The 25,987-nt window shown below is 64.4% G+C and carries 26 protein-coding genes; 12 read left to right on the forward strand and 14 right to left on the reverse strand.

Going from position 1 to position 25,987, the window contains the following annotated elements; genetic code table 11:
- Positions 1-43: 43 nt before the first annotated feature.
- The 4 genes from HWY05_RS18070 to argS all read right to left on the reverse strand — a co-directional run bounded on the left by HWY05_RS18070 (position 44) and on the right by argS (position 4,290).
- On the reverse strand, positions 44-817 hold the full coding sequence (locus HWY05_RS18070; protein ID WP_035553818.1) for an SDR family oxidoreductase: 774 nt from the start codon (positions 815-817) through the stop codon (positions 44-46).
- A 15-nt stretch (positions 818-832) separates the two neighbouring features.
- Complete coding sequence (locus HWY05_RS18075; protein ID WP_035553817.1) at positions 833-1,471, reverse strand: thiol:disulfide interchange protein DsbA/DsbL; 639 nt, start codon at positions 1,469-1,471, stop codon at positions 833-835.
- A gap of 175 nt (positions 1,472-1,646) precedes the next feature.
- Entirely contained in the window at positions 1,647-2,438 is a 792-nt protein-coding gene (locus HWY05_RS18080) for an SPOR domain-containing protein (protein WP_035553815.1), read from the reverse strand.
- 61 nt (positions 2,439-2,499) lie between these two features.
- Positions 2,500-4,290 carry an arginine--tRNA ligase gene (gene argS / locus HWY05_RS18085; RefSeq protein WP_176059118.1) on the reverse strand — a complete coding sequence of 597 codons (1,791 nt, stop codon included), beginning with the start codon at positions 4,288-4,290 and terminating at the stop codon, positions 2,500-2,502.
- Between the two features lie 453 nt (positions 4,291-4,743).
- Between argS and HWY05_RS18090 the strand changes: the two genes are divergently transcribed.
- On the forward strand, positions 4,744-5,070 hold the full coding sequence (locus HWY05_RS18090) for a DUF1840 domain-containing protein (RefSeq protein ID WP_035553813.1): 327 nt from the start codon (positions 4,744-4,746) through the stop codon (positions 5,068-5,070).
- 190 nt (positions 5,071-5,260) lie between these two features.
- On the opposite strand, the gene HWY05_RS18095 is transcribed toward HWY05_RS18090, so the two are convergent.
- The 7 genes from HWY05_RS18095 to HWY05_RS18125 form a co-directional block, all read right to left on the reverse strand.
- Positions 5,261-5,470 carry a hypothetical protein gene (locus tag HWY05_RS18095; RefSeq protein WP_035553812.1) on the reverse strand — a complete coding sequence of 70 codons (210 nt, stop codon included), beginning with the start codon at positions 5,468-5,470 and terminating at the stop codon, positions 5,261-5,263.
- A 164-nt stretch (positions 5,471-5,634) separates the two neighbouring features.
- Positions 5,635-8,463 (reverse strand): methionine synthase, encoded by a 2,829-nt coding sequence (gene metH / locus HWY05_RS18100; RefSeq protein ID WP_279614177.1) that lies wholly within the window; start codon positions 8,461-8,463, stop codon positions 5,635-5,637.
- Complete coding sequence (locus tag HWY05_RS18105; protein ID WP_176059211.1) at positions 8,464-9,534, reverse strand: homocysteine S-methyltransferase family protein; 1,071 nt, start codon at positions 9,532-9,534, stop codon at positions 8,464-8,466.
- Positions 9,535-9,784: 250 nt separating this feature from the next.
- The gene (locus HWY05_RS18110; RefSeq protein WP_007179533.1) at positions 9,785-10,042 is read right to left on the reverse strand and encodes a DUF3567 domain-containing protein; all 258 of its coding nucleotides are present in this window, start codon (positions 10,040-10,042) and stop codon (positions 9,785-9,787) included.
- Between the two features lie 118 nt (positions 10,043-10,160).
- The gene (locus HWY05_RS18115) at positions 10,161-10,949 is read right to left on the reverse strand and encodes an alpha/beta fold hydrolase (RefSeq protein ID WP_176059120.1); all 789 of its coding nucleotides are present in this window, start codon (positions 10,947-10,949) and stop codon (positions 10,161-10,163) included.
- 187 nt (positions 10,950-11,136) lie between these two features.
- Positions 11,137-12,444, reverse strand: coding sequence for a DUF3108 domain-containing protein (locus HWY05_RS18120; RefSeq protein WP_176059121.1), 1,308 nt, complete (start codon positions 12,442-12,444; stop codon positions 11,137-11,139).
- A gap of 114 nt (positions 12,445-12,558) precedes the next feature.
- Positions 12,559-13,488, reverse strand: a complete 930-nt coding sequence (locus HWY05_RS18125) for an IclR family transcriptional regulator (RefSeq protein ID WP_035553802.1) — start codon at positions 13,486-13,488, stop codon at positions 12,559-12,561.
- 126 nt (positions 13,489-13,614) lie between these two features.
- Between HWY05_RS18125 and HWY05_RS18130 the strand changes: the two genes are divergently transcribed.
- The 7 genes from HWY05_RS18130 to rfaE2 all read left to right on the forward strand — a co-directional run bounded on the left by HWY05_RS18130 (position 13,615) and on the right by rfaE2 (position 20,165).
- Positions 13,615-14,598 carry a fumarylacetoacetate hydrolase family protein gene (locus HWY05_RS18130; protein WP_176059122.1) on the forward strand — a complete coding sequence of 328 codons (984 nt, stop codon included), beginning with the start codon at positions 13,615-13,617 and terminating at the stop codon, positions 14,596-14,598.
- A gap of 299 nt (positions 14,599-14,897) precedes the next feature.
- On the forward strand, positions 14,898-16,145 hold the full coding sequence (locus HWY05_RS18135) for an ABC transporter substrate-binding protein (protein ID WP_176059123.1): 1,248 nt from the start codon (positions 14,898-14,900) through the stop codon (positions 16,143-16,145).
- 133 nt (positions 16,146-16,278) lie between these two features.
- A complete protein-coding gene (locus HWY05_RS18140; protein ID WP_176059124.1) occupies positions 16,279-17,136 on the forward strand; it encodes an enoyl-CoA hydratase/isomerase family protein in 858 nt (285 codons plus the stop codon).
- Positions 17,137-17,272: 136 nt separating this feature from the next.
- Positions 17,273-18,055 carry a PhaM family polyhydroxyalkanoate granule multifunctional regulatory protein gene (locus HWY05_RS18145; protein WP_035553792.1) on the forward strand — a complete coding sequence of 261 codons (783 nt, stop codon included), beginning with the start codon at positions 17,273-17,275 and terminating at the stop codon, positions 18,053-18,055.
- A gap of 7 nt (positions 18,056-18,062) precedes the next feature.
- Positions 18,063-18,251 carry a hypothetical protein gene (locus HWY05_RS18150; RefSeq protein WP_176059125.1) on the forward strand — a complete coding sequence of 63 codons (189 nt, stop codon included), beginning with the start codon at positions 18,063-18,065 and terminating at the stop codon, positions 18,249-18,251.
- Between the two features lie 380 nt (positions 18,252-18,631).
- Positions 18,632-19,504, forward strand: coding sequence for a ferritin (locus HWY05_RS18155; RefSeq protein ID WP_035553789.1), 873 nt, complete (start codon positions 18,632-18,634; stop codon positions 19,502-19,504).
- A gap of 178 nt (positions 19,505-19,682) precedes the next feature.
- Entirely contained in the window at positions 19,683-20,165 is a 483-nt protein-coding gene (gene rfaE2, locus HWY05_RS18160; RefSeq protein WP_176059126.1) for a D-glycero-beta-D-manno-heptose 1-phosphate adenylyltransferase, read from the forward strand.
- Positions 20,166-20,168: 3 nt separating this feature from the next.
- On the opposite strand, the gene HWY05_RS18165 is transcribed toward rfaE2, so the two are convergent.
- From HWY05_RS18165 to HWY05_RS18175, 3 genes are all read right to left on the reverse strand, one after another.
- Positions 20,169-20,408 (reverse strand): hypothetical protein, encoded by a 240-nt coding sequence (locus HWY05_RS18165; protein ID WP_035553786.1) that lies wholly within the window; start codon positions 20,406-20,408, stop codon positions 20,169-20,171.
- 61 nt (positions 20,409-20,469) lie between these two features.
- Complete coding sequence (locus HWY05_RS18170; protein WP_035553784.1) at positions 20,470-21,285, reverse strand: type III pantothenate kinase; 816 nt, start codon at positions 21,283-21,285, stop codon at positions 20,470-20,472.
- Positions 21,282-22,184, reverse strand: coding sequence for a biotin--[acetyl-CoA-carboxylase] ligase (locus tag HWY05_RS18175; protein ID WP_176059127.1), 903 nt, complete (start codon positions 22,182-22,184; stop codon positions 21,282-21,284). The genes HWY05_RS18170 and HWY05_RS18175 overlap by 4 nt, the downstream gene beginning before the upstream one ends.
- Before the next feature lie 106 nt (positions 22,185-22,290).
- On the opposite strand from HWY05_RS18175, the gene HWY05_RS18180 reads away from it, so the two are divergent.
- Genes HWY05_RS18180 through HWY05_RS18195 form a run of 4 tightly spaced genes read left to right on the forward strand, consistent with a single transcriptional unit; the run spans position 22,291 to position 25,970 of the window.
- Entirely contained in the window at positions 22,291-23,424 is a 1,134-nt protein-coding gene (locus tag HWY05_RS18180; protein WP_035553779.1) for an ABC transporter permease, read from the forward strand.
- The gene (locus tag HWY05_RS18185) at positions 23,421-24,299 is read left to right on the forward strand and encodes an ATP-binding cassette domain-containing protein (RefSeq protein ID WP_176059128.1); all 879 of its coding nucleotides are present in this window, start codon (positions 23,421-23,423) and stop codon (positions 24,297-24,299) included. Before HWY05_RS18180 ends, HWY05_RS18185 begins: the two co-directional genes overlap by 4 nt.
- Positions 24,300-24,318: 19 nt before the next feature.
- Entirely contained in the window at positions 24,319-25,305 is a 987-nt protein-coding gene (locus HWY05_RS18190; RefSeq protein ID WP_035553774.1) for an MlaD family protein, read from the forward strand.
- 38 nt (positions 25,306-25,343) lie between these two features.
- Positions 25,344-25,970 carry an ABC-type transport auxiliary lipoprotein family protein gene (locus HWY05_RS18195; RefSeq protein WP_035553770.1) on the forward strand — a complete coding sequence of 209 codons (627 nt, stop codon included), beginning with the start codon at positions 25,344-25,346 and terminating at the stop codon, positions 25,968-25,970.
- The last annotated feature ends 17 nt before the right edge of the window (positions 25,971-25,987 follow it).

Genomic DNA, 25,987 nt, shown 5'->3' on the forward strand with positions numbered 1-25,987 from the left:
AGCGTGCAGCGCCGGATGCATCGGCCGCACGGGGTGATCGGTTTTACTCGGTGGCAGCGCGCGGCTTGCGCGGCGCGCGTTCGAACGCGCGGTCGTAGAGCCAGCGCGGCATGACATGCAGCAGCATCGCGACGATACGCATCTGCCACGGGAACACCGCAAACGCCGTTTGACGTTCAACCGCGTCCGCTACCTTCACCGCGAAACGGTCGGCGTCCATCAGGAACGGCATGGTGTACGGATTGTGCTCGGTCATCGGCGTGCGAATGTAGCCGGGCGCGATGGTGACCACGCCGACGCCCTGCGGCCGCATCTCGACGCGCAACGCCTCCAGATACTTGAGCGCCGCCGACTTCGACGCGCTATACGCGCCGGAGCCCGGCAAACCCCGCACGCTGGCGACGCTGGCAATCCCGACGAGGGTGCCTTTCTTTGCGGCGACCATGGCGGCGGCGAACGGCTCGAACGTGGCGACCATGCCGAAGTAATTGATGTCCATCACTTCGCGGAAGGTGCGCAGATCGCCGTGTCCGGTGACCGCGCCGCGGCTGATGCCGGCATTGGCGATCACGACATCCGGCAGACCGTATTGCGCGATGAACTGCGCGGCCGCTTCGGCGAGCGCTTCGGCGTCGCGCACGTCGACGGAATACACGGCAATCGAATTCTGCGGATGGGACTGCTGGAACGCGGCGAGGGCGTCGCCGCGACGGGCGACCAGGCCGAGAATCGCGCCGCGCTGCGCATATTCGGCAGCGAGGGCGAGGCCGATGCCACTCGAGGCGCCGGTAATGAAAACCTTCAGCGGTGAACTCATTCCGGCGCCTCGTCTTTACATCTTCTTGGCGCGGATTTGCGCGACCAGGTAATCCAGCACCTGGATCGTGCCCGGCAGGCTGTTGGTCTGAGCCGGGCCGGTTTCATACTTGCCTTGAATGGCCAAGGTCGGCACGCCGTCGATCTTGTAGTCGTTCATCAGCTTCGTGTCTTTCTGCAACGCGCTTTGCGTCGAGAACGAGTTGTACGCTTCCATGTACTTCTTCGGATCGACGCCGTTCTTCGCAAGGAATTTGGCCTGATCTTCCGGCGTCAGCAGATAGTCTTTGTTGACGTGGATTTCGTTGAAGACCTTCGGCGTGAGCGATTGCGCGAGGCCGAGTGCGTCGAGCGCGTGATACATCTTCGAATGCGGCACGAAGTCGTCGCGGAAGGCGACCGGCACGCGCTTGAACACGACGTCCGGACCTTGCTTCTTCACCCACGCTTCGAGGTACGGGTTGAATTCGTTGCAGTGCGGGCAGCCGTACCAGAAGAACTCGGTGACTTCGATCTTGCCGGCCGGTTCGTCGGTCGGTTGCGGCGTGGCCAGCACGGTGTAGTCCTTGCCGGACACCGGTGCGGCCGGCGCCGCTTGAGCTGTGGCGGCAACGAGGCCCAGCGAGAGGAACAGAATGCTCAGCAGTTTTTTCATGTCGTGTTGACCCAGAGTAGGCGGTAAAGCGGCGGCGCCACGCAAATGCCCGCCACCGCTTTTCATTGTCGGCGTTGGGACGTTTTCAAACGTCCGTCGTGTTTGTGACACGCGCCGCACGCCGATGGTTCGGCGGCGGCGCGTTCCGGTAAATCACCGTGTGTTTATGGTTGGCTTACTGCTTCGTGAAACGGATCACCGCGGTGTCGACGCCTGCGTCGGACAGACGCTGACGGCTCGAATTCATGTCCTCGAACTTCGAGAACGGTCCGATCCGCACGCGATAGTACGTCACACCGCCCGCATCGCGCTGCGTGACCTTCGATTCGAAGCCTTGGAACGCGAGACGCGCGCGTTGCTGCTCGGCGTCGGCCGAGGTCTTGTACGCGCCCACTTGCAGGAAGTAGCCGGTGTTCGCATCACCCGGAGTCGGTGCCGACGTCGCGCCGGAACCCGGCTTGGCGTTGGCGGTTGCCGTGCTGGGCGCCGGTGCGCTGGATGCCTGCGGCTTCTTGGCCGGTGCGGTGGGCGCGACGTTGCCGTTGTCCTGCGCGGGCTTCGGTGCGACTGCCGTGCCGTTCGGGTTGGCGTTCGTGCCGTTAGCGGGTGGCACTTCGACGATCTGCGGCTCTTCCAGCATGCCCGACTGCGTCTGCGAATTGGTCTGGCCCGGCGCGGTATTCGGCGGCGCCGGCTGCGCGGCTTGCGGCACCGGCTGGCCCGGCGTCTTGCCTTGCAGCGGACGGTTCGGATCGTATTGCGCCTGGCTCGCGCTGGAGTCGGACGCCGCGGGCGGCGCCACCTTCGAGACGAACGGTGTAGGCGCACGGGTGATATACAGCGCCACCACGACCGCGATCGCAAGGCCGACGATCAGGCCCAGCACGATGCCGAGAAAAGTGCCCCCGGTTTGTTTCGATTGCTTTGTTGTGCGGCGTGGTTTTGCCATCGTATGAATCACCTGCAAAAAGAATCCTGGAACGGCCGCCGATTATAACGACGGCCGCATGCATGTTACGGCGGAGGACTTACATCTTGACGGGAGCGGAGACGCCGATCGTCGCGAGACCGTTGGCCAGCACTTGACGCGTGGCCGCGAGCAGCGCGACGCGGGCATTGCGCTCGGCCGCATCGTCAACCAGCACGCGCTCGGCCCGGTCATTGTAGAACGAGTGGAATTCCCCGGCGAGGTCGCGCAGATAGAACGCGACCGCATGCGGTGCGAGTTCGTCGGCGGCGTGCTGCAGCATGTCCGGGAATTCGGCGAGCTTGTTCAGCAGCGCCATGGCGCGTTCGCTGGTGAGCGGGGAAACGTCCACCGACGCGAGCGTGGTTTCGTCCGTGTTGTAGCGCGCCTTGCATTCGGCGAGCACCGAGCAGATGCGCGCGTGTGCGTACTGCACGTAATGCACGGGGTTTTCGTCGTTCTGCTTCAGCGCGAGGTCGATGTCGAACACGAATTCCGTATCCGCCTTGCGCGAGATCAGGAAGAAGCGCACGGCGTCGCGGCCGCGCCGAATCGTTTCCTCGTCGATCAGGTCGACGGCGGTTTCCGAGCCCGGCGTCGCGCCGCCCGACCATTCGATCAGGTCGCGCACCGTCACGTAGCTGCCGGCGCGCTTGGAGATCTTCACCTCTTCGCCGTTGCGCATGACCGTGACCATCTTGTGCAGGATGTAGTCGGGATAGCCCTTCGGAATGCCGATGCCCAACCCTTGCAAGCCGGCGCGCACCCGCGCGATCGTGCCGTGGTGGTCCGAACCCTGGACGTTGATGACCTTGGTGAAGCCGCGTTCCCACTTGGCGACATGATAGGCGACGTCCGGCACGAAGTACGTGTAGGTGCCGTCGGTCTTGCGCATCACGCGGTCTTTGTCGTCGCCGTCGTCGGTGGTGCGCAGCCACAGCGCGCCTTCCTGTTCGTAGGTCTTGCCGGCGGCGACCAGCGCTTCGACCGTCTTTTCGACCCGGCCTTCCGTGTACAGCGACGACTCCAGATAGTACTGGTCGAACTTCACGCCGAACGCCAGCAAATCCATGTCCTGTTCGCGGCGCAGATACGCCACCGCGAAACGGCGGATCGCTTCGAAATCTTCGACGTCGCGCGCGCCGGTTACCGGCTCGCCGTCGCTGGCGGCCACCGTGGCGCCGGCCAGATAGTCCTTGGCGATTTCGGCGATGTACTCGCCGTTGTAGGCCGAAGCCGGCCAGCCCGCGTCGCCGGGGGCGATGCCGCGCGCGCGTGCCTGGGTGGACAGCGCGAGCGTCTGGATCTGCATGCCGGCGTCGTTGTAGTAGAACTCGCGGTGCACGTCCCAGCCTTGCGAGGCCAGCACGTTCGACAGCGCGTCGCCGAGCGCGGCCTGGCGGCCGTGGCCGACGTGCAGCGGGCCGGTCGGGTTGGCCGACACGAATTCGATCAGTACGTGCCTGCCGGCGTCGCGCTGCGATTGGCCGAACGCGGCCTGCTCGGCGAACACGGCGGCGATCACCGCCTGCTTCGCGGCGGCGGCCAGACGCAGGTTGATGAAGCCGGGGCCGGCCACTTCAGCGGCTTCGACGAGACCTTGGGCGAGCGGCTGCGCGAGCAGCGCGTCGACGATCTGTTGTGCGAGCTGGCGCGGATTCGCGCGCAGCGGCTTGGCGAGCTGCATGGCCACGTTGCACGCGACGTCGCCGTGCGCGGCGACCTTGGGGCGTTCCAGCGTGATGGTGGGCGACACGAAAGCGGCTTCGGTCGCGCCTTGCGAGGCTTCAGCGACCTGCTTTACCGTGTCGGCGAGCAGGGTTTCGAGGGTCTGTTTGTGTGCAGGCAGCATGCTTGTGCGAGTCCAGTGAGGCAATCCGGTGATGCGGAAGCGGCGTTGGCCGTGCCCGTGCAGCAGGCGCAGCCGGTCCGTCAGAAGCGTGGAAAGCGGCGCGGCGCCCGTTGCGGCAATTCGGTCGCAACGACTGCGCGGTCAGGCACGTTGCCTGCAACGCAGTCAGACATGATGCGCAGCGGCTCGCGGCGGTTGACCGGCGCAGCTGGCAGCGGCAACGCGCGGCTGCCTGGTGACCAATCGAGCCAGTTCACCGTGCCCGGCCGTGCGCGGCCAGAGGCGGCGCGCTTTTCCGTTCAGAGGGATTTTAGCAGGTGCTAATATGTTCAATGAGATGCCCAGCAAGGGCCGTGGCCGCCGCGCCGGATTGGCGAGTCAACGTAACGCGCGCCGACGCCGCTTTCGAGCCGCCGGCACGCCAATCCAACATAACCAAAAAAGGGAACAGTCATGCTGATTACTTTCAAATGCCGCGCCGCGCCAGACGTCATGATGCTGGAGAATCTTGCCCAGTATCTGGTCGGTATCGTCGGCAAACGCCTGGGTGAACGCGGCGTCATTACGCACGACGAACTCGGTGTGGCTATCGGCAAACTCGAAGCCGCCATCAACGTCGACAAGCAGGAACGCGCCGAACACGACGGCCATTTCCACGAAGGCGAAGACGGTCACGAGCATCACGAGATTCCGCCTGGACTCGCGCAACGCGCGTATCCGTTCCTAGACATGCTGCGCGCGGCGCAGAAGGAAAACGCGGATATCGTCTGGGGTCTGTGAAGTTCCACGCGGCGGCGTGGTCGGCTCCTCCGTGGGCCAAATGTGCACCGCAGCCGTTGCAGAAGTCATGGCGCGTATCTCGCGCCGCAGTTGGCGGTGCGAATCCTTGCGACGCACCAATGAAAAGAGCCCGCTCGAAGCGGGCTCTTTGTCATTCAAGGCCGGAGTCAACGGCTTTGATGTGTAGCGCTTACTGGCTGGCAGCGTCCGCCGGGGCGGCCGCGGGAGCCGACGCACCCTTCTTCATTTTCTTCTTCTTCGGTTTCTTGACGTGCTTCACGGTGGGCGGTGAATACGAGCTAACCGCGCTCGAACCCGCCGGAGCGGCGGGCTGTGCCAGCGCCGCCGAGGCGCCCACAGCGAGTGAAACAGCAGTCAACAACAGCGTCAGCTTCTTCATACGATTCTCTCCGTCGACGATTGCAATTAGATAAGCCGACGCGTTTTGGCCGCGTCTGGCTGGGTAAACCCAATTCAGTCTACAAAGCCGAAAATTACACTGCCGCAAATATTCAGCCTTTCAGACCCGATATAGTGGGTTTCCCGCCACGCTATGCAAAAGGCTTACAGCAAAGGCGCCAGAGCGCGTTCCGCATCCGTTTTCGACAACGCCATGCGAACTGCGTAATCCTCCAACTGGTCCTGACCGATCTTGCCGACCGAGAAATAGGTGCTGTCGGGATGCGCGAGATAGAAACCTGAGACGCTCGCCGCCGGCAGCATGGCGAGCGATTCGGTCACGCTCATGCCGATTTCGGTGGCTTGCAGCACGTCGAACATGTCGCGCTTGACCAGATGGTCCGGGCAGGCCGGATAGCCGGGCGCCGGACGGATGCCGTGATACTTCTCGGCGATCAGGTCGTCGTTCGACAGCGTTTCAGTGTTCGCATAGCCCCACAGATCGCGCCGCACGCGCGCATGCATCGCTTCGGCGAAGGCTTCGGCGAAGCGGTCTGCGAGCGCCTTCAGCATGATCGCGCTGTAGTCGTCGTGATCCTTTTCGAACTGCTTTTCCTTCACGTCGACGCCCAGACCCGCCGTGACCGCGAACATGCCGATGTAGTCGGCCACGCCCGAGTCCTTCGGCGCGATGAAGTCGGCGAGCGAACGGTTCGGCCGCATCACGCCGTCCACCACCGGGCGCACGCTCTGCTGACGCAGGTTACGCCAGGTGAGTGCGACTTCCGAGCGCGAATCGTCCGTGTAGATTTCGATGTCGTCGTCGTTCACCGTATTGGCGGGCAGCAGCGCGATCACGCCGTTGGCCTGCAGCCAGCGGCCCTGGATCAGACGCGAGAGCATCGACTTGCCGTCCGAGAACACGCGCCGCGCCGATTCGCCGACGATCTCGTCGTTCAGGATCGCGGGATACGGGCCGGCCAGATCCCAGGTCTGGAAGAACGGCCCCCAGTCGATGTAATTCGCGAGCTCGCTCAGATCGAAGTTCTTGAACACACGGCGACCGATGAACTTCGGCTTGACCGGCTGGTAGCTCGCCCAGTCCACCTTGGTCTTGTTCGCGCGGGCTTCGGCGAGCGTGACCATCGGCGTGGCTTTGCGGTTGGCGTGCTGCACGCGGATGCGGTCGTAGTCGGTCTTCAGGTCTTCGAGGTACTTGGCCGCGCCTTCATCGGACAGCAGGCTCGACGCCACCGACACCGAGCGCGACGCGTCCGGCACGTACACCACCGGCCCTTCGTAATGCGGCGCGATCTTCACCGCGGTGTGCACGCGCGAGGTGGTCGCGCCGCCGATCAGCAGCGGAATCTTCTTGATGCGGAAGTAGTCGTCGCGCTGCATTTCCGACGCGACATAAGCCATTTCTTCGAGGCTCGGCGTGATCAGCCCCGACAGCCCGATGATGTCCGCGCCTTCGACCTTCGCCTTGGCGAGAATGTCGTTGCACGAGACCATCACGCCCATGTTGACCACTTCGAAGTTATTGCACTGAAGCACCACGGACACGATGTTCTTGCCGATGTCGTGCACGTCGCCCTTCACCGTGGCGATGACGATCTTGCCTTTCGCGCGCACGTCGCCGCCGGCTTCCGCGAGCAGGCGCTTTTCTTCTTCGATGAACGGGATCAGATGCGCGACCGCCTGCTTCATCACGCGCGCCGACTTGACGACTTGCGGCAGGAACATCTTGCCCTGGCCGAACAGGTCGCCGACGATGTTCATGCCGTCCATCAGCGGACCTTCGATCACGTTGATCGGACGGCCGCCGGCGGCCGCGATCTTCGCGCGCACTTCTTCGGTGTCTTCGACGATGAAGTTGTTGATGCCGAGCACCAGCGCATGCGCGAGGCGCTTCTCCACCGGCTGGTTACGCCATTCGAGGTTCTCTTCTTTCTTCGCGGCGCCGGTCTTGAACTTGTCGGCGATTTCGAGCAGCCGGTCGGTGCCGTCTTCACGGCGGTTCAGCACCACGTCTTCGACGCGTTCGCGCAACTCCGGATCGAGGTCGGCATACACGCCGAGCTGACCCGCGTTGACGATGCCCATATCCATACCGGCCTGAATCGCGTGATAGAGGAACACGGTGTGGATCGCTTCGCGCACCGGGTCGTTGCCGCGGAACGAGAACGACACGTTCGACACGCCGCCGCTCACCTTCGCGTACGGCAGGTTTTCCTTGATCCAGCGCGTCGCGTTGATGAAGTCGACCGCGTAGTTGTTGTGCTCCTCGATACCGGTGGCGATCGCGAAGATGTTCGGATCGAAGACGATGTCTTCCGGCGGGAAGCCGACTTCGTTCACCAGGAAGTCGTACGAGCGCTTGCAGATTTGCGTCTTGCGCTCGTAGGTGTCGGCCTGGCCCTGTTCGTCGAAGGCCATCACGACGGCGGCCGCGCCGTAGCGGCGAATCAGGTTCGCGTGGTGGCGGAAGGCCTCTTCGCCTTCCTTCAGCGAGATCGAGTTGACGATCGCTTTGCCTTGCACGCACTTCAGGCCCGCTTCGATCACTTCCCACTTCGACGAGTCGATCATGATCGGCACGCGCGCAATGTCCGGCTCCGACGCGATCAGATTCATGAAGCGCACCATGGCCGCTTTCGAATCGAGCATCGCTTCGTCCATGTTGACGTCAATGACCTGCGCGCCGTTTTCGACCTGCTGGCGCGCGACCGCGACGGCGTCGTCGAACTGATCGTTCAGGATCATTCGCGCGAAGGCTTTCGAGCCGGTCACGTTGGTGCGCTCGCCGACGTTGATGAAGAGTGTGCCGGACGTGACGTTGAACGGCTCGAGGCCGGAAAGGCGCATGGTGTGATCGGTCATGGCGTGTGTGCGAGTCGATTGCGTGCGGTTGAGGTGCGTCTGCGAGGTGTGTGTGCGAGGTGCGTCTACTGCGATAGTGAAGAGCGGCGGCCGAAGCTCAGGCCGCCGCACTCAGGCGGCGTCGCGGTATTGGGTCGGCCATTTGCGCGGCTTGATTTCAGCCAGCGCCTGAGCGATCGCCGCAATATGCTCCGGCGTCGTCCCACAGCACCCGCCCGCGATATTCACCAACCCCGCCTGCGCGAACTCCTTCAACAAACCCGACGTATCCGCCGGCAATTCGTCGAAGCCCGTATCGCTCATCGGATTCGGCAAGCCGGCGTTCGGATAGCACGACACATAGGTGTCGCACAGCTTCGCCAGTTCGGCGATGTACGGGCGCATCAGCGCCGCGCCCAGCGCGCAGTTCAAACCAAAGGTGAGCGGCTTCGCGTGACGCAGCGAGTTCCAGAACGCCTCGACGGTTTGCCCCGACAGAATGCGGCCCGACGCGTCGGTGACCGTGCCCGAGATCATGATCGGCAGACGTTCGCCGGTGTCCTCGAACAGTTCGTCCAGCGCGAACAGCGCGGCCTTCGCGTTGAGCGTGTCGAAGATCGTCTCGACGAGGAACAGATCGCAGCCGCCGTCGAGCAACGCCTTGGCCTGCTCGTAATAGGCTGTGCGCAGTTCGTCGAAGGTCACGTTGCGCGCACCTGGATCGTTCACGTCGGGCGAAATGCTCGCGGTCTTCGGCGTCGGTCCGATCGCGCCGGCGACGAAGCGCGGCTTGTCAGGCGTCGAATACTTGTTGCAGGCGGCGCGCGCCAGCCTGGCCGATTCGAGATTCATTTCGATGGCCAGCGCTTCCATGCCGTAGTCAGCCTGGGCCACCGTGGTCGCACCGAACGTGTTGGTCTCGATGATGTCCGCGCCCGCCGCGAGGTATTGCTCGTGAATCTCGCCGATGATCTGCGGCTGCGTGATCGACAGCAGTTCGTTGTTGCCTTTGATGTCGCGACCGTAGTCCTTGAAGCGCTCGCCGCGATAACGGGCTTCGTCGAGCTTGTAGCGCTGGATCATCGTGCCCATTGCGCCGTCCAGGATCAGGATGCGCGACTTGAGCAGCGCGGGCAGCGCCGCACCGCGTGTATAGGCGGCTTCGGAGCGGACTGGCGTGGCGGTTTGAGCAGGCTGGTTCATGGCGGACAAGGGCTTGCGCCGGGTTTGGCGGGAAACCTGTCATTGTAGCCGCTGCCGGGCGCACACGCCGGGCGCGGGCCGGACAGGCGATCTCGCCATTGGAAAAGAAAACGGCCCAACAAGCCAAAAGCCTGCTGGACCGCTTCATGAACTGCTGACCGCCTTGAAAGGGCCGCCGGGTGGGCCGACTGCTAAGCCGGACGGCGCGGTCGAAGATAGGTCGCCAAAAACGTTGAATCGAAGCTTGCGCTTAGTGAAGAATCACCGGTTGATGCATCAGACTGTCGAACTGCCCGAGGAATTCGTCGACCTCGTCCAGCGACGGTTCCTCTTCGATCAGCTTCTGCACGTGCTCGCGAAACCGCGCCGCCATTGCGCCATCAATGTAGATCTCCCGCTGCATGTTTTTGTCCACGATCTCGTAGCCACCCGACTTCATGGCCAGCGGACCTTCCTGCGGCGGAAACTCAACGACGCAATAGTTGGGGCTGTTGTAGATCATTTGCATGGCGACACTCCTTATTTCCGTTGGCTCCTGGCCATTCCTGCGCCATAGGTTGGAGCGTGAGGGTGGAATTCAAGGGGTGGGTCCGGATTGACGCTTGTAAAAGTTCCGAACCTACCGGTTAGACCGGCCTTTCAAGAAACGTTTCAAGCAGTGCAGCAAAACGGTGAGATTGTTCGATGGGTGCGAGATGAGCGGCATCGAGCAGTTCGAAACGTGCGCCTTCGATGGCGTCTGCAATTGCCTGCGTATCAGCAGGCGGCGTGCCCGTGTCGTGGCGGCCCGCCACGGTCAATGTTGGGCAACGGATGGTTCCCAGCTTACTGCGTACGTCGAAATCGCGCACCGCCTCGCACGCCATAGCGTAGCCTTCTGACAACGTATGGCTGAACACCTCGCGAATCGGTTCGACAGCTTCGGGGTGCTCACGTTGAAAGTCAGGTGTCAGCCAGCGGTCCATGGTCGACGGTACGAGCGACGCCATGCCGCCTTCGCGGACGCTCGCGGCGCGTTGCTCCCACAGTGCGCGGCTTTCGGGACGTGTGCCGCCGAACGTATTGGCGAGCGTGAGCGTATCGACGCGCGACGGGTGGTCGAGCGCGAATTGCTGCGCGATCATGCCGCCCATCGACATGCCGACCACATGCGTAGTGGGCGCGCCGAGCGCATCGAGCAAAGTGGCGAGATCGTGTGACAGATCGGCCATGCTGAAAGCCTCACGTGACAACGCCGTCTTGCCGTGGCCGCGCAGGTCGTAGCGCAGCACGGTGTAATCGTCGCGGAAATAGCCGGCGAGCTGGTCCCACACCGAGAGGTCGCCACCGAGCTGATGAATGAACGTCAGCCACGGGCCGCCGCCCTCATTACTCAGCACATAGCGCGTCTCGATTCCGTTGATGTTCACTTGCATGCGGGCTCCTTGAAGGGATCGCAGTGGAAGGATCCATTGACGCGCGCTGCCCAGCCTCGAGGAGCTTCGACCTGATGGCTCAACAATATACGCAGCATCCGCGCGAATGGTTGCAGCAGTGTGTTGCGAGTCAGGGATGCCGTAGAAGTTTCGCCGATTCCTGGAGACCTTACTCGAGACCGGGTTTTCAGGGTTTGATGATGCCGGGCGGACTGCCGGGATCGGTAGGACTTAACGATTGGGACGGCGCGGCTTCGGGCGTTGCTGCCGAAGGGCCAGCAGGCGGCAGGTTGGCTGAATTGTCAGGCGTAGCGACGCTGCCATCGGCGATGTTGCCGGGCGAAGCGTTTGAGGTTTCATCTGCATTGTCGAGGTTGAGCTTGCCGCGCCACACCAGCTCGAATTGCGTGCCGTTCGGTTCCGTCTGAACGATCCGCGCCGGCAGCCAGCCGAGCGACGGCGCGAGCCATACGTCGATGCGACGCAGGTCACCGTCGTGGCGCGGCAGGCGTTTGAAATGACGCGCGTCGATGAAGCCTTGCGCCGTGCGGATGGTCTCGTCGCCGATCGTCTCGATGGGCCAGTTCTCGCCGCTGTCGTTGTCAACCACGAAGAACTGCCGCGTCACGCCGGGCTTATAAGCGGTGGGGTCGCCGCGCACGAGGCTGGCGAGCTGCATCACCATGCTGAAGCGGTCCTGCGCGCCGTCAGGCAGCGGTAAGCTGGCCGGCGTGCGGGTGAAGGCGATTTTCTTGTCGCTGCGATTGAAGATCGCGATGTCTTCCGCGCGGCGGCCGCGCTTTTCGATGTATTGATCCGGCGCAAGGCCGAATGCGTCGATACGTCCGTGGCTCGAATACACGAATGTGCCGACGAAAGGCAACGGCACCGACACCACCATTTCGTAGCTTTGCGCGTTGCTGGTCCAGTGGATCGTGCCGGGCTGATTGCGCACGCCGTTGTAGAACGTGTCGTATTGCAGCTCGCCGGAAGGCGGGACGGAAAACTTCACGCCTGGCGCCGCTTGCGGAGCGCTTGCGGCAGTGGGGGCGCTGGCTGTGCCGGTGGGGTTTCCAGCGGTGGCGTTCGCGCTAGTTGCAGTGGAAGCGCTTGCGGCGGCGGTTGCGCTCGCGACTGTCTCCGATGCAGCCGCAGGCGATGGCGCCTGCTTCGCCGGTTGCAACGCGGTCAGCACATGTTCGCGCGGCTTGCTCGCAGCGGCCCGTTGCGCGGGCGCCGGTGCCGGCGCATGCGGCGCGGCGGCGGCCGGATTGCGCTCGATACGCTCAGGGGTCAGCAACGCGACCTGCACGGGGACACGCTCGCTGTCCGCCGGATTCAGCGTCGCGCGGTTGCGCTCGACCCACTGCGCGGCGATCCAGTGCAGCACCCCCACGACCAGCAGCACCGCGATCCATCGCCCCACGCGCAACGCGACGCGCGGTCCGCCAGGCGGGGTGCGATCGGAACGGTGTGTGACGGAGGATGAAGCCATCGGCGGTTAAAGATGTGCGATGAGGGAATGTTTGAGTTCACGCGCATGAGCGCGTTCAAAGTGCGTACGAAGCGAGCCCACGCAAGCGCTCAGGCCGCCGCGACACACGTCACATCAATCCTGCGCGTCGCGCGGCGTCGCACTATAACCCAGCTCATACGACAGCTTTTGCGCGCAGTCGCGCAGCGCCAGATCGATCTCGCCGCCCCAGCGGATATCGAACACGCCTTCATGTCCCAACGCGATCAGACCAAGCGCGAGGTCGCCCGTCGAATCGAACACCGGCATGCAGAACGCGTGAATGGTGGGCAACAACATGCCTTCCACGCGCGCCGCCTGATGTTGCCGCACCTGCGCGAGCGTCTGCTCGACTTCATCGCGGGTGCGCGGTCCGCCGAGATGCGCGGCGCGGCGCGCGTCGGCCAATTCGCGATCGAGCATCGCGGCGGTCTTGCTAACCGGCAGATACGCGGCGAACAGCAGGCCGGTGGCCGAACTGAGTAGTGGCATCACATCGCCGAGTTTCAGCGACGCCTTCGCCGGATGGCTCGATTCCATCCAGTGGACCATGGTCGGCCCCTGATTGCCCCAGACGGCGATGCCGACCGTCAGATCGAGCCGGTCGCGCAGTTCGGCGAGCGCTATGCGCGCAAGCTTCACGCCATCGACCCGCGCAAGCCGTGCGAGCCCGAGTTGCAACGCGAAGCCGCCCAACTCGTAGCGGCCCGACAGCGGGTCTTGCGACACGACGCCCAGGCGCAGAAAACTCACCAGATAACGGTGCGCCTTCGCAGGACTCATGCCGGCGCGCTGCGCGAGGTCCCGCAGCATCATCGCGCGGGGTTCGTGGGTCAGCACGTCGAGCAGGCGAAAGCCGACTTCGATCGACTGGATGCCCGAGCGCAGTTTCTCTTCGCCGCTGTCGCCGCTGTCGCCACTCTCGACGCTTTCGTCGTCGGTATCGGTGGCGTCGGAGGCGGCATCGAGCGGTTCAGCAGTGCCGTGATCGGTACGGATCGCGCCGGAGCGGGCAGTTGGAGGCATGAGCGGGGCGCCACGAGCGCGTTCAGAAGAGGTTCAGAAGGAGGAAAGTCGCGGCCACTTGGGCCGCGCCGATTCACCATCGTAGAATAGATTCCTTCTATCGTCACTAACACGGCTCACTCCCCTATGAAACTTGCCACGCTGAAGGACGGCACGCGCGACGGTCAACTGATCGTCGTGTCCCGCGACCTGCACACGGCGGCTATTGCCGACGCGATCGCGCCCACCATGCAGCGCGTGCTCGACGACTGGACCTTCTACGCGCCGCAACTGCAGGATCTGTACGACGCGCTCAATCAGGGCCGCGCGCGCAACAGCTTTGCGTTCGACGCCAAAGACTGCATGGCGCCGCTGCCACGCGCGTTCCAGTGGGCCGACGGTTCGTCGTATGTGAACCATGTCGAGCTGGTGAGGCGCGCGCGCGGCGCGGAGATGCCGCCGGAGTTCTGGACCGATCCGTTGATGTATCAAGGCGGCAGCGACGACTTCATTGGCCCGAAAGACGACGTGCTGTGCGCGTCGGAAGCGTTCGGTATCGACTTCGAAGCGGAAGTCGCCGTGATTACCACCGACGTGCCGATGGGCGCCACGCCCGATCAGGCGCTCAGAAACGTGCGCCTGATCACGCTCGTCAACGACGTCTCACTGCGCAACCTGATTCCCGCCGAACTCGCGAAGGGCTTCGGCTTTTTCCAGAGCAAGCCGGCCACCTCGTTCGCGCCGGTCGCGGTCACGCCCGACGAACTCGGCGAACATTGGCGCGAGGGTCGCGTGCATCGGCCGATGATCGTCCATTGGAACGGCAAGAAAGTCGGTCAGCCGGACGCCGGCACCGACATGGTGTTTCACTTCGGCCAGTTGATCGCGCACGCGGCGAAAACCCGCAACCTGCGCGCCGGCGCGATCGTGGGTTCGGGCACGGTGTCGAACAAGGACGCGAAGCGCGGCTATTGCTGTATCGCCGAAAAGCGCTGCCTGGAAACGATCGAGCACGGCGCGCCGCAAACCGAGTTCATGAAGTTCGGCGACACCGTGAAGATCGAAATGTTCGACGAAGCGGGCAAGTCGATTTTCGGTTCGATCGATCAGGGCATCGCGCCTTTGGATTGATGCGCGGGGTTTGTGCGTAGCGTAGCGCGCGTGGAGTGCACCGTGTGCGTGCCGCGACAGCGCGACACGGGCCGATTTCAAAAGCGGATTCGAAAGGGTTTCGCCCGATGCCGCCGCCCCGGCGCGCGGCTACACTGACTGGCGCGGCGGCGCGCCCGGGGTGGCGGGCTGCCGGTGCCGCGCAGCGACGCCTCGCGGCCATCCAGCCGCGTGCGATGCAGCCGTAAGCGGTCAACAGACAGTTAGTCGGTCGTTCATCGGCAGCACATCAAAAACGAAAACCAACGTGAGGAGACAGCATGCCGCGATTCGCATCCATCAAACCTGGAAGCCGGCGTAGCGAAACGATTGAAACGTCGGGTGCGCGCGTGAATCTGTCGCGCGGCGGCCGTGTTGTTCGCGCCACCGCGTTGTGCGCCGCGCTTGCCTGCGTGGGCGCGTTGCCCGGCGCAGCGTTCGCGCAGGTCAAGATCGGCCTCGTGCTGTCGCTGACCGGACCGGCCGCGTCGCTCGGCATTCCCGCACGCGACACGGCCACGTTGCTGCCGAAACAGATCGGCGGTCAGTCGGTCGAGTACATCGTGCTCGACGACGCGTCCGACACCACCCAGGCCGTGCAGGACACCAAGAAGCTAATCTCCGAGAATCACGTCGACGCGATCATCGGTTCCTCGATCACGCCGAATTCGCTCGCCATGATCGACGTGGTCGCCGAAGGGGAAACGCCAATGATCTCGCTGGCGTCGTCGGCGAAAATCATCGAACCCGTGGATGCGAAACGCCACTGGGTCTTCAAGACACCGCAGACCGATGCGATGATGGCGTCGGCCATCACCGAGCACGCCAGCGCGCACGGCGTCAAAACCATTGCGTTCATCGGCCAGGCCGACGCGCTCGGCGAGACCTTCTACGCCGAAGTCGCGAAGTTCGCGCAACTGCATCACATGGACATGGTGGCGAGCGAGCGCTTCAATCGCACCGATCCGAGCGTGACCGGCCAGGTCCTCAAAATCCTCGCGACGCATCCCGATGCGGTGGTGGTCGGCGCGGCCGGCACACCTGCCGCGCTGCCGCCGAAAACGCTCAGGGAACGCGGCTACAAAGGGCTGATCTATCACAATCATGGAGTCGGCAATAACGACTTCCTGCGCGTGTGCGGCGCCGATTGCAACGGTACGTTCCTGCCGGCGAGTCCGGTGCTGGTGGCTGCGCAATTGCCGGCGGATCATCCGGCCAAACGTCTCGCGCTGGATTACATCGCGCGCTTCGAAGCGCTGCGCGGACCCGGTAGCGTGTCGGCGTTCGGCTCGTACACCTGGGACGCCGGCATGTTGCTCAACCACGCCGTGCCGATCGCGTTGAAAGCGGGCGCGCCCGGCACGCCGGAATTCCGGCGCGCGCTGCGCGATGCGCTCGAAGCGACACGCGGTCTGGCGGATACCAATGGCGTCGTCAACATGAGCGCGACGGATCACCTCGGGCTCGATCAGCGGGCTCGCGTGATGGTCGAGATCATGAATGGGAAGTGGGTTTATCAGCCGCGTTGATCGGTCGCGTTGAGGAGAAGAGGCCGCGCGTCGGCTGCTTGCCGGACGCGCGCCGAACCGATCGTCGCGAATCGTTGTACACAGTGTTGAACGCGTTTCGAATGCATCTCACGCAAGTCACGGATTGCTCACCATGTCTCAGACCTCACACACCAACGACGCGTTTTACGCGCACTACCAGTCGCTTCAGTTGACGCGTCATCCCGACGGCGTGCTCGAAGTCGTGATGAGCGGCGAGGGCGCCAACAAAAGCGGCCTCGCCACCGCCAACGCGCGGATGCATTACGAACTCGCCGAAATCTGGCGCGATATCGACCGCGATCCGCAGACGCGCGTGGTGATCATTCGCGGCGAGGGCAAGGGCTTTTCGGCCGGCGGCGATCTGCAACTGGTCGAAGACATGGCAACCGATTTCGACGTGCGCGCGCGGGTGTGGCGCGAGGCGCGCGACCTCGTCTACAACGTGATCAATTGCAGCAAGCCGATCGTCTCGGCGATGCATGGTCCGGCGGTCGGTGCGGGCCTGGTGGCGGGCCTGCTCGCGGATATCTCGATCGCGGCGAAGACGGCGCGGATTATCGACGGTCATACGCGGCTGGGCGTCGCGGCGGGCGATCACGCGGCGATCGTCTGGCCGCTGCTGTGCGGCATGGCGAAGGCCAAGTACTACCTGCTGCTGTGCGAGCCGGTGAGCGGCGAAGAGGCGGAGCGTATCGGCCTCGTCTCGCTCGCCGTCGACGAAGCCGATCTGCTGCCCAAAGCATTCGAGGTGGCGCGCAAACTCGCCAACGGATCGCAGACTGCGATTCGCTGGACCAAGTATGCGTTGAACAACTGGCTGCGGTCGGCGGGACCGGCGTTCGATACCTCGCTGGCGCTGGAATTCATGGGCTTTGCCGGGCCGGACGTGCGCGAAGGCGTGAATTCGCTGCGTGAGCGGCGCGCGCCGGATTTCGGCGGCGCGGATCCGTGGCGCGGTGAAGCGAAATAAGGCGGGGGATGTGGGGTGCGGTGACCCAAGCCCGCGTCCCCAAACGCTCCTGACGCGTCGCCCCCGCACGGTATGATCGACTTCGACGCGTGCGGGCCGGCGCGCACTCCTACACTTATGCAGCGAGGCGACAAGCATGACCGATACACCCGATTCCACGCCGCCGTTTCCCGGCTTCCCCGGCTTTCCGCCCGCTGAAATGCTCGAACGCATGTGGGGCATGATGCGGCTGTCGCCGTTCGGCTCGGCGTTCTCCGGCGCGCAGCCGGGCGCGGGCATGGCACCGTCGCTGTCGATGATGTCCGACATGATGGCGCCGCTCACCAACGTGGAAGAACTCGACAAACGCATCACCGACATGCGCGCCGTCGAGCAATGGCTCAAGCTGAATCTGAGCATGCTGCAATCCGCGATTCAGGCGCTCGAAGTGCAGCGCGCCACGCTTGCGACGTTGCGTGCGTTCGGCGCGTTCGCGCAATCGTCGATGGCGCAGCCGGCGGCATCCGCAGCGCCGAGCCCCGCGTCGGCGACGGGCTGGCCGCATCCGCAGCAGACGGCGTCGGCCAGTGGCGCGGCTGCGTCCGCCGCCGCCGAACCGTCTGGTACCGACGACGAGGAAACGCCGTCGACGCCTCCGTTCGACGCGTCCGCATGGTGGAACCTGCTGCAGTCGCAGTTCAATCAGATCGCCCAGTTCGCGATGACGCAGCCGGCGGCCGCGACGGGCGATTCTACTCAAGCCGCATCGGCGGAAACCGGTGGCGGAGCCGCAGCGGAAGCCACGGCCGAGGCGTCGCAAACGTCGCCTCAAGACGCGGACCCCGCAGCCAAACGACCGGCTGCGAAACGGGCGCCGTCCGCCGCGAAACGCACGGCTAGCGCGAGCGCCACGCCGCGCGCGGCGAAAAAGTCGACCTGAGACGGGAATGACGGATGACGAAGCGGACCCGCCCGTCATCGGCAAAAAGACCACGCGGCGCGCTGGCGATCTGGGCCGGTTCGCCGTCTGTCATGGTTTTGACCTCGATCCTCGCCACACTCCGCGGATCGCGCGCTTTGTTGAGAGAGGTCAAGCGGACGGCGGCGCGGCGTCTGCTAACGTGGGAATTCCGTAAAGTCAGCGTGCTATCATTGTGTAAGCTTTAGTTGGTTTTTAGTTGATTTTTGGGCGTGCGCAAAAACAACCAATCGTGCCGCCCTTGCTTCATTTGCCGCCGGTAAGACCGGCGCAGGGCTGGACGGTGCGGTTTCACCGCAGACTGGCTCGACCTCAGGCATAGGGTATCCCTCACCCACGGTTGGCCGCGCAGCGCGTAGCTTAGATGGGGCGTGCCCGCGCAAACGCCCGACTTCTTTGCTGCCCGGTGCATCTAGGCGGCTGATTACCGCGTAAAATTGAATGTTGGCCGACGCACGGCGTGATCCGTTCGTCGTCAGCGAGAGTGCTACACGTAGCAGCAGACACACACAGTATGCGCAGAACAGGGGTGGGACTATGAACACCATGCTTTATCCGGAACTTTATAAATCGCTCGAATCCGTTCGATGGGACATGGAGAAAGACATTCCCTGGGACAAGTTCGATGCATCGCTATTGACCGACGAGCAGGCCGCGACGATCAAGATGAACGCGATCACCGAATGGTCGGCCTTGCCCGCCACGGAAATGTTCCTGCGTGACAACCATCACGACAGCGATTTCTCCGCCTTCATGAGCGTGTGGTTCTTCGAAGAACAGAAGCATTCGCTGGTGCTGATGGAATATCTGCGCCGCTTCAAACCCGAGCTGTGCCCGACCGAAGAAGAACTGCACGCGGTGCGCTTCGAATTCGATCCGGCGCCGCCGCTCGAAACGCTGATGCTGCACTTCTGCGGCGAAATCCGCCTGAACCACTGGTATCGCCGTGCGGCCGAATGGCACACCGAGCCGGTGATCAAGCAGATCTACGAAACCATTTCGCGCGACGAAGCGCGCCATGGCGGCGCGTATCTGCGCTACATGAAGAAAGCGATGATGCAAACGGGCGACATCGCGCGTGCTGCGTTCGCCAAGATTGGTGTGCTGATGGCGTCGGCGCGTCGCACCGAAAAGCCGCTGCATCCCACCAACCTGCACGTGAATCAGGCGCTGTTCCCGCGCGACACGATTCAGTCGCGTCTGCCGGATCCGGAATGGCTTGAGCGCTGGCTCGACGAACAGATCCGTTTCGACGACGGCTGGGAAAAGAAGGTCGTGGAGCGGATTCTGCACAACCTGTCCATTCTGTTCGAACGCACGTTCAACACCGCGCAGGAACTGAACCGCTACCGCAAGGAAGTGGTCCTGCGGCTGCAGGCAGAGCAGAAGTCGTCGGAACAGCCGGCTTGATGGCGCTTAGGCGTGTGATCCGCGTCAGCGGGTTCACGCCGGGTTAACAGCCTGCGTCACAAACTGGTTTTACGGTTTCAGGAACGGCCCGACAAGCGAGAGCTTGCCGGGCCGTTTTGTTTCATGCCGTCCAGCGTGTATCGTGACGGCACTTCTTTATTCTCTTTCCGATTCCGTCATGGCTGCTACTTTTGAACGCAAGATGATGACGCGCGAGGCTCTCGTGACGCTGCGCGCCACGCTCAACGCGCCGGTGGTGTTTACCAACGGCGTGTTCGATATCCTGCATCGCGGGCATGTGACTTATCTGGCCGATGCGAAGGCGCTCGGCGTGTGCCTGATCGTCGGCGTGAATAGCGACGCGTCGGTCCGCATGCTGGGCAAGGGCGACGACCGGCCGATCAACAACGAGTCGGACCGCATGGCGTTGCTGGCCGCGCTGGAGAGTGTCGATTACGTGGTGTGCTTCGGCGAGAAGACGCCGGTCGAGCTGATTTCGGCGCTGCGGCCGGACGTGCTCGTCAAGGGCGGTGACTACGACATGGACGCGTTGCCGGAGTCGGCCATCGTACGAGGGTGGGGCGGGAAAGCGCTGGCGATTCCGTTCGAACACGACCGCTCGACCACGGCGCTGTTGAAGAAGGTCCGCGCGCAGGGCTGACGGCTACTGCGGCAACGCCGACGCCGCGATCGGCGCCACCGGCGCCGGGCCGCCCACCACCGCCTGATCGGCGGCCTCGGCGGCCGTAACCGGTTGCACCCTCAACCATTCCTGATGAATCTGGCGATTCAGATGATTAGGTTCGCGCCCGCCGGCCGTGGGCGTCGGGCCGAATACGCCGCGCACCGCGACGAATGCCAGCAGGTTGGCAAGAAACAAGATGGCGATCAGCCAGCGCAGCATTATTGGTTTTCCCCGTCCAGAAGGTGTTGAACCGTCGTGATTCCGATCCGATGGCCGCCAGTCAGACGCCGCGTGCCATTTCGCGCTCGGCGGCTATCAGCGCAAGGCCGGACAGCACGAGCGAATCGTGGCGAGTATGCGGCACTTTGAGCGCGCTCGCCACTTCGTCCACGGCGCCGCCGCTGACCACGAGGCGCACCGGCACCTGCCATTCATCCTGCAGATCACGCCACATCCGCTCGATCAGGCCGGCCTGCGCCAGCGTGCAACCGGCGGACAGCGAGCGCGGCGTGTCCGTCGCGAAGAACGGGCCACGGCGGGATGCTGCGGCGCTATCGGCGGCGTCGAGCAGGCCGCGTGCGGCGTTGGCGTCGAGCGTCGGTAACTGCGCGGTGTGCTCGCCGAGCGAGCGCATCATCAGTGTCCAGCCCGGCGCGATCAGACCGCCGACAAAGTGACCGTCCGCGCGCAACGCTTCGAGCGTGGTCGCCGTGCCGAACGTCGCGATCAGCAGATGTTCGCCGGGAAACGCCGCGTGCGCGCCGATCATGCCGGCCCAGCGGTCGCTGCCGAGCGCGTGCGGCGTGGTGTAGCTATTGGTCACGCCGCATTGCGTGGCGCAGGCGCGGATCGTCGTGAGCGGCAGACCCGGCCAATGGGCGTCGAGCAACGCGGTGAGCCGCGCTGCCACCGCTTCGCCCGCGACATTCGACAGCCATGCGCCGCCAGGCGTCGGCAGAGTCGACCAGCACGGCTGATCCACGCCGTCATGCGCCAATGCGCCAGTTGCGATCGGCGCGCCGTCCGGTCCCACCAGCGTCCACTTGATGCGGCTATTGCCCGCGTCGATCAGCAGAGAAGGCGCACCGCTCGTCATGCCGCACCGTCGGCGAGACGCAGCGAGACGTCGCCGGTTGAAATCGTTTGACGGCCGGTCGGCGTGTCGAGCAGCAACTGGCCGCGTTCGTCGACGCCCGCCGCCACGCCGCGCGTGATTTCCTGGCCTTGTTCCAGCAGCACGACTTCGCGTCCCGCGTACGCATGCACCGCGTTCCAGCGCGCCTGGAACGGCGCGAAGCCTTCCGCGCCGAAGCGCTGCAAAGCAGGTTCGAGCGCGTTCAGTTCAGCGGCCAGTGTGTCGGTGAGATTGGCGTTGGGCAACGCGCGCTGCAGCGCGGTCGGCACGGTGCCGCGCGCCTGCGGCGGCACGTCGGCGTTGAGCGCGCCGACCTTGGCGGCGAGTTCGTCCGCGCCCTTCACATTGGTGCCGATACCGATCACCACCGCGCTGGCGTAGTCGGTGCTCCACGCCGTCTCGATCAGGATGCCGGCCAGCTTGTCGCCTTCCAGCAGCACATCGTTCGGCCATTTCAGCGCGATCTGACCGGGACCGGCGACCGGCAACGAGCGCAGCCCGTCGACCAGCGCGACGCCGACCGCGAGGCTCAAGCCCGCCAGCTCTTCCAGCGGACGCGGCAGCACGCACGCCACCGAAAACAGCAGCGCATTGCCCGGCTCCGCATACCACGGACGGCCGCGCCGGCCGCGCCCGGCGGTCTGCAGATACGCGACCCGCACGAGCGGCCGCGGCAGCGCATTGCTTCTATGCTGCAGCGCTTTGACGCGGGTCATCAGGTCGGCGTTGGTCGAGCCGGTTTCCTCGACGATTTCGATCGGCCAGTCATGCGCCTGCGGCCCGAACAGCGCGACGGCGCGTTCGCGGTCGATGCGCCAATCGGTCGCGGCGGCTTGGGGGGGAGTTTTGGAAGCGTTCATGTCTCATATTGTAGCGACAGCGCACCCAATGGGGCCGCCGGCAAGGCCCATCGGCCGCGCCTTCGTTACAATGGCCCCTAATCCGATAACCAGATTCTCGCGATCCTTGAACTACGACACTCCGCCCGGCCTCGAAGTCGCGGCCGGCAGCCAGGGCAAGATCGTCCGGCTCTCGGGCCAGTGGACGGCGCTCGCGCTTGCCCGCGACCGGGCTACCGGCCATGTGATTCCGCTTCTGCGCTCGCTGCTCGGTGCCGAGGGCATCCGCGAGTGGGATCTATCGCGCATCGACCGGATGGACCACGTCGGCGGCCAGGCACTGTGGCGCGTGTGGGGCCACAAAATGCCGCCCGACACCACGCTCACCGACACGCAGCGCGACATCTTCGAGCGCATTGCGTTGCTCGACACCGTGCGTGACACGGCCGAGCCGGTGGTCAAACTCGATCCGTTCACGCGGCTGGGCCTGTCGATTTTCTCGTTCTTCGAACATCTGTACGGCGGCGTCGGCATGCTCGGGCGGGTCGTGCTCGATCTGTTGGCGATCCTGCGCAAGCCGAAGCTCGCGCCGTGGACCGAAATTTCCGCGAACGTCTATAACGCCGGCGCCAGGGCGTTGCCGATCACGGCGCTGGTGGCGTTCCTGATCGGCATCGTGCTGAGCTATCTGTCCGCGCAGCAACTGCGGCTGTTCGGCGCGAACCAGTACATCGTCAACATTCTCGGCTTGTCGGTGATTCGCGAATTGGGGCCGGTGTTGTCGGCGATTCTGGTGGCGGGGCGTTCGGGGTCGGCGATCACCGCGCAGATCGGCGTGATGCGCGTGACCGAGGAACTCGACGCCATGCGCGTGATGGGCATTCCGCACGGTCTGCGGCTGATCCTGCCACGGGTGATCGCGCTCGGCCTGGCGATGCCGCTGCTCGTCATGTGGACCAATATCATCGCGCTGACCGGCGGCGCGCTGGCCGCCAAGATCGTGCTCGGCATCGACATGAGTTACTTCGCGCGCGCGTTGCCGGGCGTGGTGCCGGTCGCCAATCTGTGGATCGGGCTCGGTAAGGGCGTCGCGTTCGGCATGCTGATCGCGATCGTCGGCTGTCATTTCGGCTTCCGGATCAAGGCGAATTCGCAGAGTCTCGGCGAAGGTACGACGACCTCGGTGGTGACTTCGATCACCATCGTGATTCTCGCGGACGCGGTGTTCGCGATCCTCTTCCAGAACGTGGGGCTCGGATGATCGCGCCACTCTCCCAGGCCGTGCGCGGCCAGCCTGCGCCGTCGATCGCCGAACCGGTGATCGAGGTGATCGACATCACCAAGCGCTATGGCCGCAACATCGTCCATCAGCATCTGAATCTGGATGTGAAGCGCGGCGAGATCATGTCGATCGTCGGCGGCTCGGGTTCGGGCAAGACCACGCTGGTGCGGCAGATTCTCGGGTTGGAGAAGCCCTCGTCCGGCACCATCAAGCTGTTCGGCGAGAACCTCGCGACGATCTCGCCGGAAACCGCGCTGCTGATGCGCAGCCGTTCCGGCATGCTGTTCCAGCGCGGCGCGCTGTTCTCGTCGCTGTCGGTGTTCGACAACATCGCGCAGCCGGTGCGCGAACTCGGCAAGGTGCCGGAAGACCTGCTGCGCGACATCGTGATGCTCAAGCTCGAGATGGTCGGGCTGCCGTGCAAGCATGCGTCGAAAATGCCGTCGGCGCTGTCGGGCGGCATGATCAAGCGGGTCGGCATTGCTCGCGCGATCGCGCTCGAACCCGAACTGCTGTTTCTCGACGAACCGACCGCCGGGCTCGATCCGCAGGCGTCCGATGAATTCGTCGAACTGATTTCCGCGCTGCATCGCGCGCTGGGGCTAACGGTGGTGATGGTCACGCACGATCTCGACACGATGATCGCGCTGTCCACCCGCGTCGCCGTGCTGGCGGACCGCACGGTGCTGGTCGCCGCGCCGGTCGAAGAGGCGGCGGGCGTCGATCATCCGTTCATCCGCGAATATTTCCTCGGCCTGCGCGGACGTCGCGCGTTGCAGGCGCTGCCGCCCGAGCGGCGCGCGAAGTTGCCGCGCGCGGCGCTCGAGCCGGCGTCGTCCGAATTGCCGCTGTGAAGAACCAGGGAACCTGAGAATGGAAAACAAATCACATGCCTTCTGGGCGGGGCTCTTCACGGTAGCCTTGCTGGCGGCCGTTGCCGTCGCGGCTTTTTTGTTCAACGTCGACCGCTCGGTGCGGGTGCCGTACGATCTGATCGCGCGCACCAACGTGACGGGGCTCTATACCGACGCGGCGGTGCGGTATCGCGGGCTCGACGTCGGCAAGGTGCAGTCGATCAAATTCGACCGCGACCATCCGGGGCAAATCCTGATCCGCATCCTCGTCGACACGCACGCGCCGATTACCCGCTCGACCTTCGGCAGTTTGGGTTTTCAGGGCGTGACCGGCATCGCCTTCATCCAGCTCGATGACAACGGGCGCGATCCGTCGCCGCTGCCGTCGTCGGTGAAAGAGGTTGCGCAGTTGCCGATGCGTCCGGGCCTGCTCGATCAACTGCAGCAACGCGGCGACGTGCTATTGCGCAAACTCGAAAAAGTCACGGACGACGTCGACAATTTGCTGTCGCCGGAGATGGTCGCGCAGTTGCACGGCACCGCGGCCAGCATCCAGAAAGCCGCCGACGGCGTCGCCACGCTTACCCAGCAATTCGCGCCGGCAGCCGGCAAGCTGCCCGGCACGATCGACCAGTTGGATCGCACGCTGGCGTCGACCAATCAGTTGATCACCAGCCTGAACCGCGTGGACGGCCCGTTCGAGACCAATCTGAACAAGGTCGGCACGGCGGCCCAGCAGGCCGGCGACGCGCTGACGCAGATGAACGGCTCGTTGCAGGAGCTGTCGTCGCGGGTCGGTTACGACACCTTGCCGCGCGTCAATTCGCTCGCCGAAGACGTGCGCTCCGCGGCCCGCTCGGTGGACCGCGCGGCCGACACGTTCAGCACCAATCCGAGCGGTTTGCTGTTCGGCGGCTCGCCGCGTGCGGCGCCGGGTCCGGGCGAGGCCGGTTTCACGTGGCCCGCCGGGCATGCCGCTGCGCCCGCCAATGCGGCCGCGAAATAAATTAACGAATTTGCAGGTTTGAAGAAAGGAAGATTGTCATGTCACGCTTGACCCACCGATTGTTGTCCTCGAGCGCCGCGTTGGCGGTGTTGCTCGCGTTCGGCGTGCTAGCTGCGGGCTGCGCCGGAAATCCGGCCGTGCTCGCCGACATTCGCTACGACTTCGGGCCGCCGAATCCGGCGGCGTCGGCTGGCACGTCGCCGGCCGTGAAGGTGCTCGAAGTGAGCGCGCCCGACATGCTCGAGTCCAACAAGCTGATCTACCGCCTCAGTTACGCCGACGCGCAGCAGACCGCGTCCTACGCGAATAGCCACTGGACCATGACGCCCGCGCAATTGCTGACGCAACGTCTGCGCGGCGCGCTCAGTTCGCGCGGCACCGTGCTGACGGGCGCCGACGGTGTGGCGGCGCCGGTGCTGAAGGTCGATCTGAGCGAGTTCGAGCAGGTCTTCGACAGCCAGTCCGAAAGTCACGCGGCCGTGACCGCGCGCGTCACGTTGACGCAAAGCGGCAAGGTGATCGGCCAGCGCACGTTTATCGCGCGGGCGCCGTCCAGCTCGGCGGATGCCGCCGGCGGCGCGCAGGCGCTCGCTGTCGCCAGCGACGACCTGGTCTCGCAGATCGGCGCGTGGCTCGGCGTGCAGGCGCTGGTCGCCGCGCAGTGACCCGCATGCAGCGCGCG

Origin of the sequence: Paraburkholderia sp. BCC1876, assembly GCF_902833695.1 — a bacterium.
GTDB lineage: Bacteria > Pseudomonadota > Gammaproteobacteria > Burkholderiales > Burkholderiaceae > Paraburkholderia.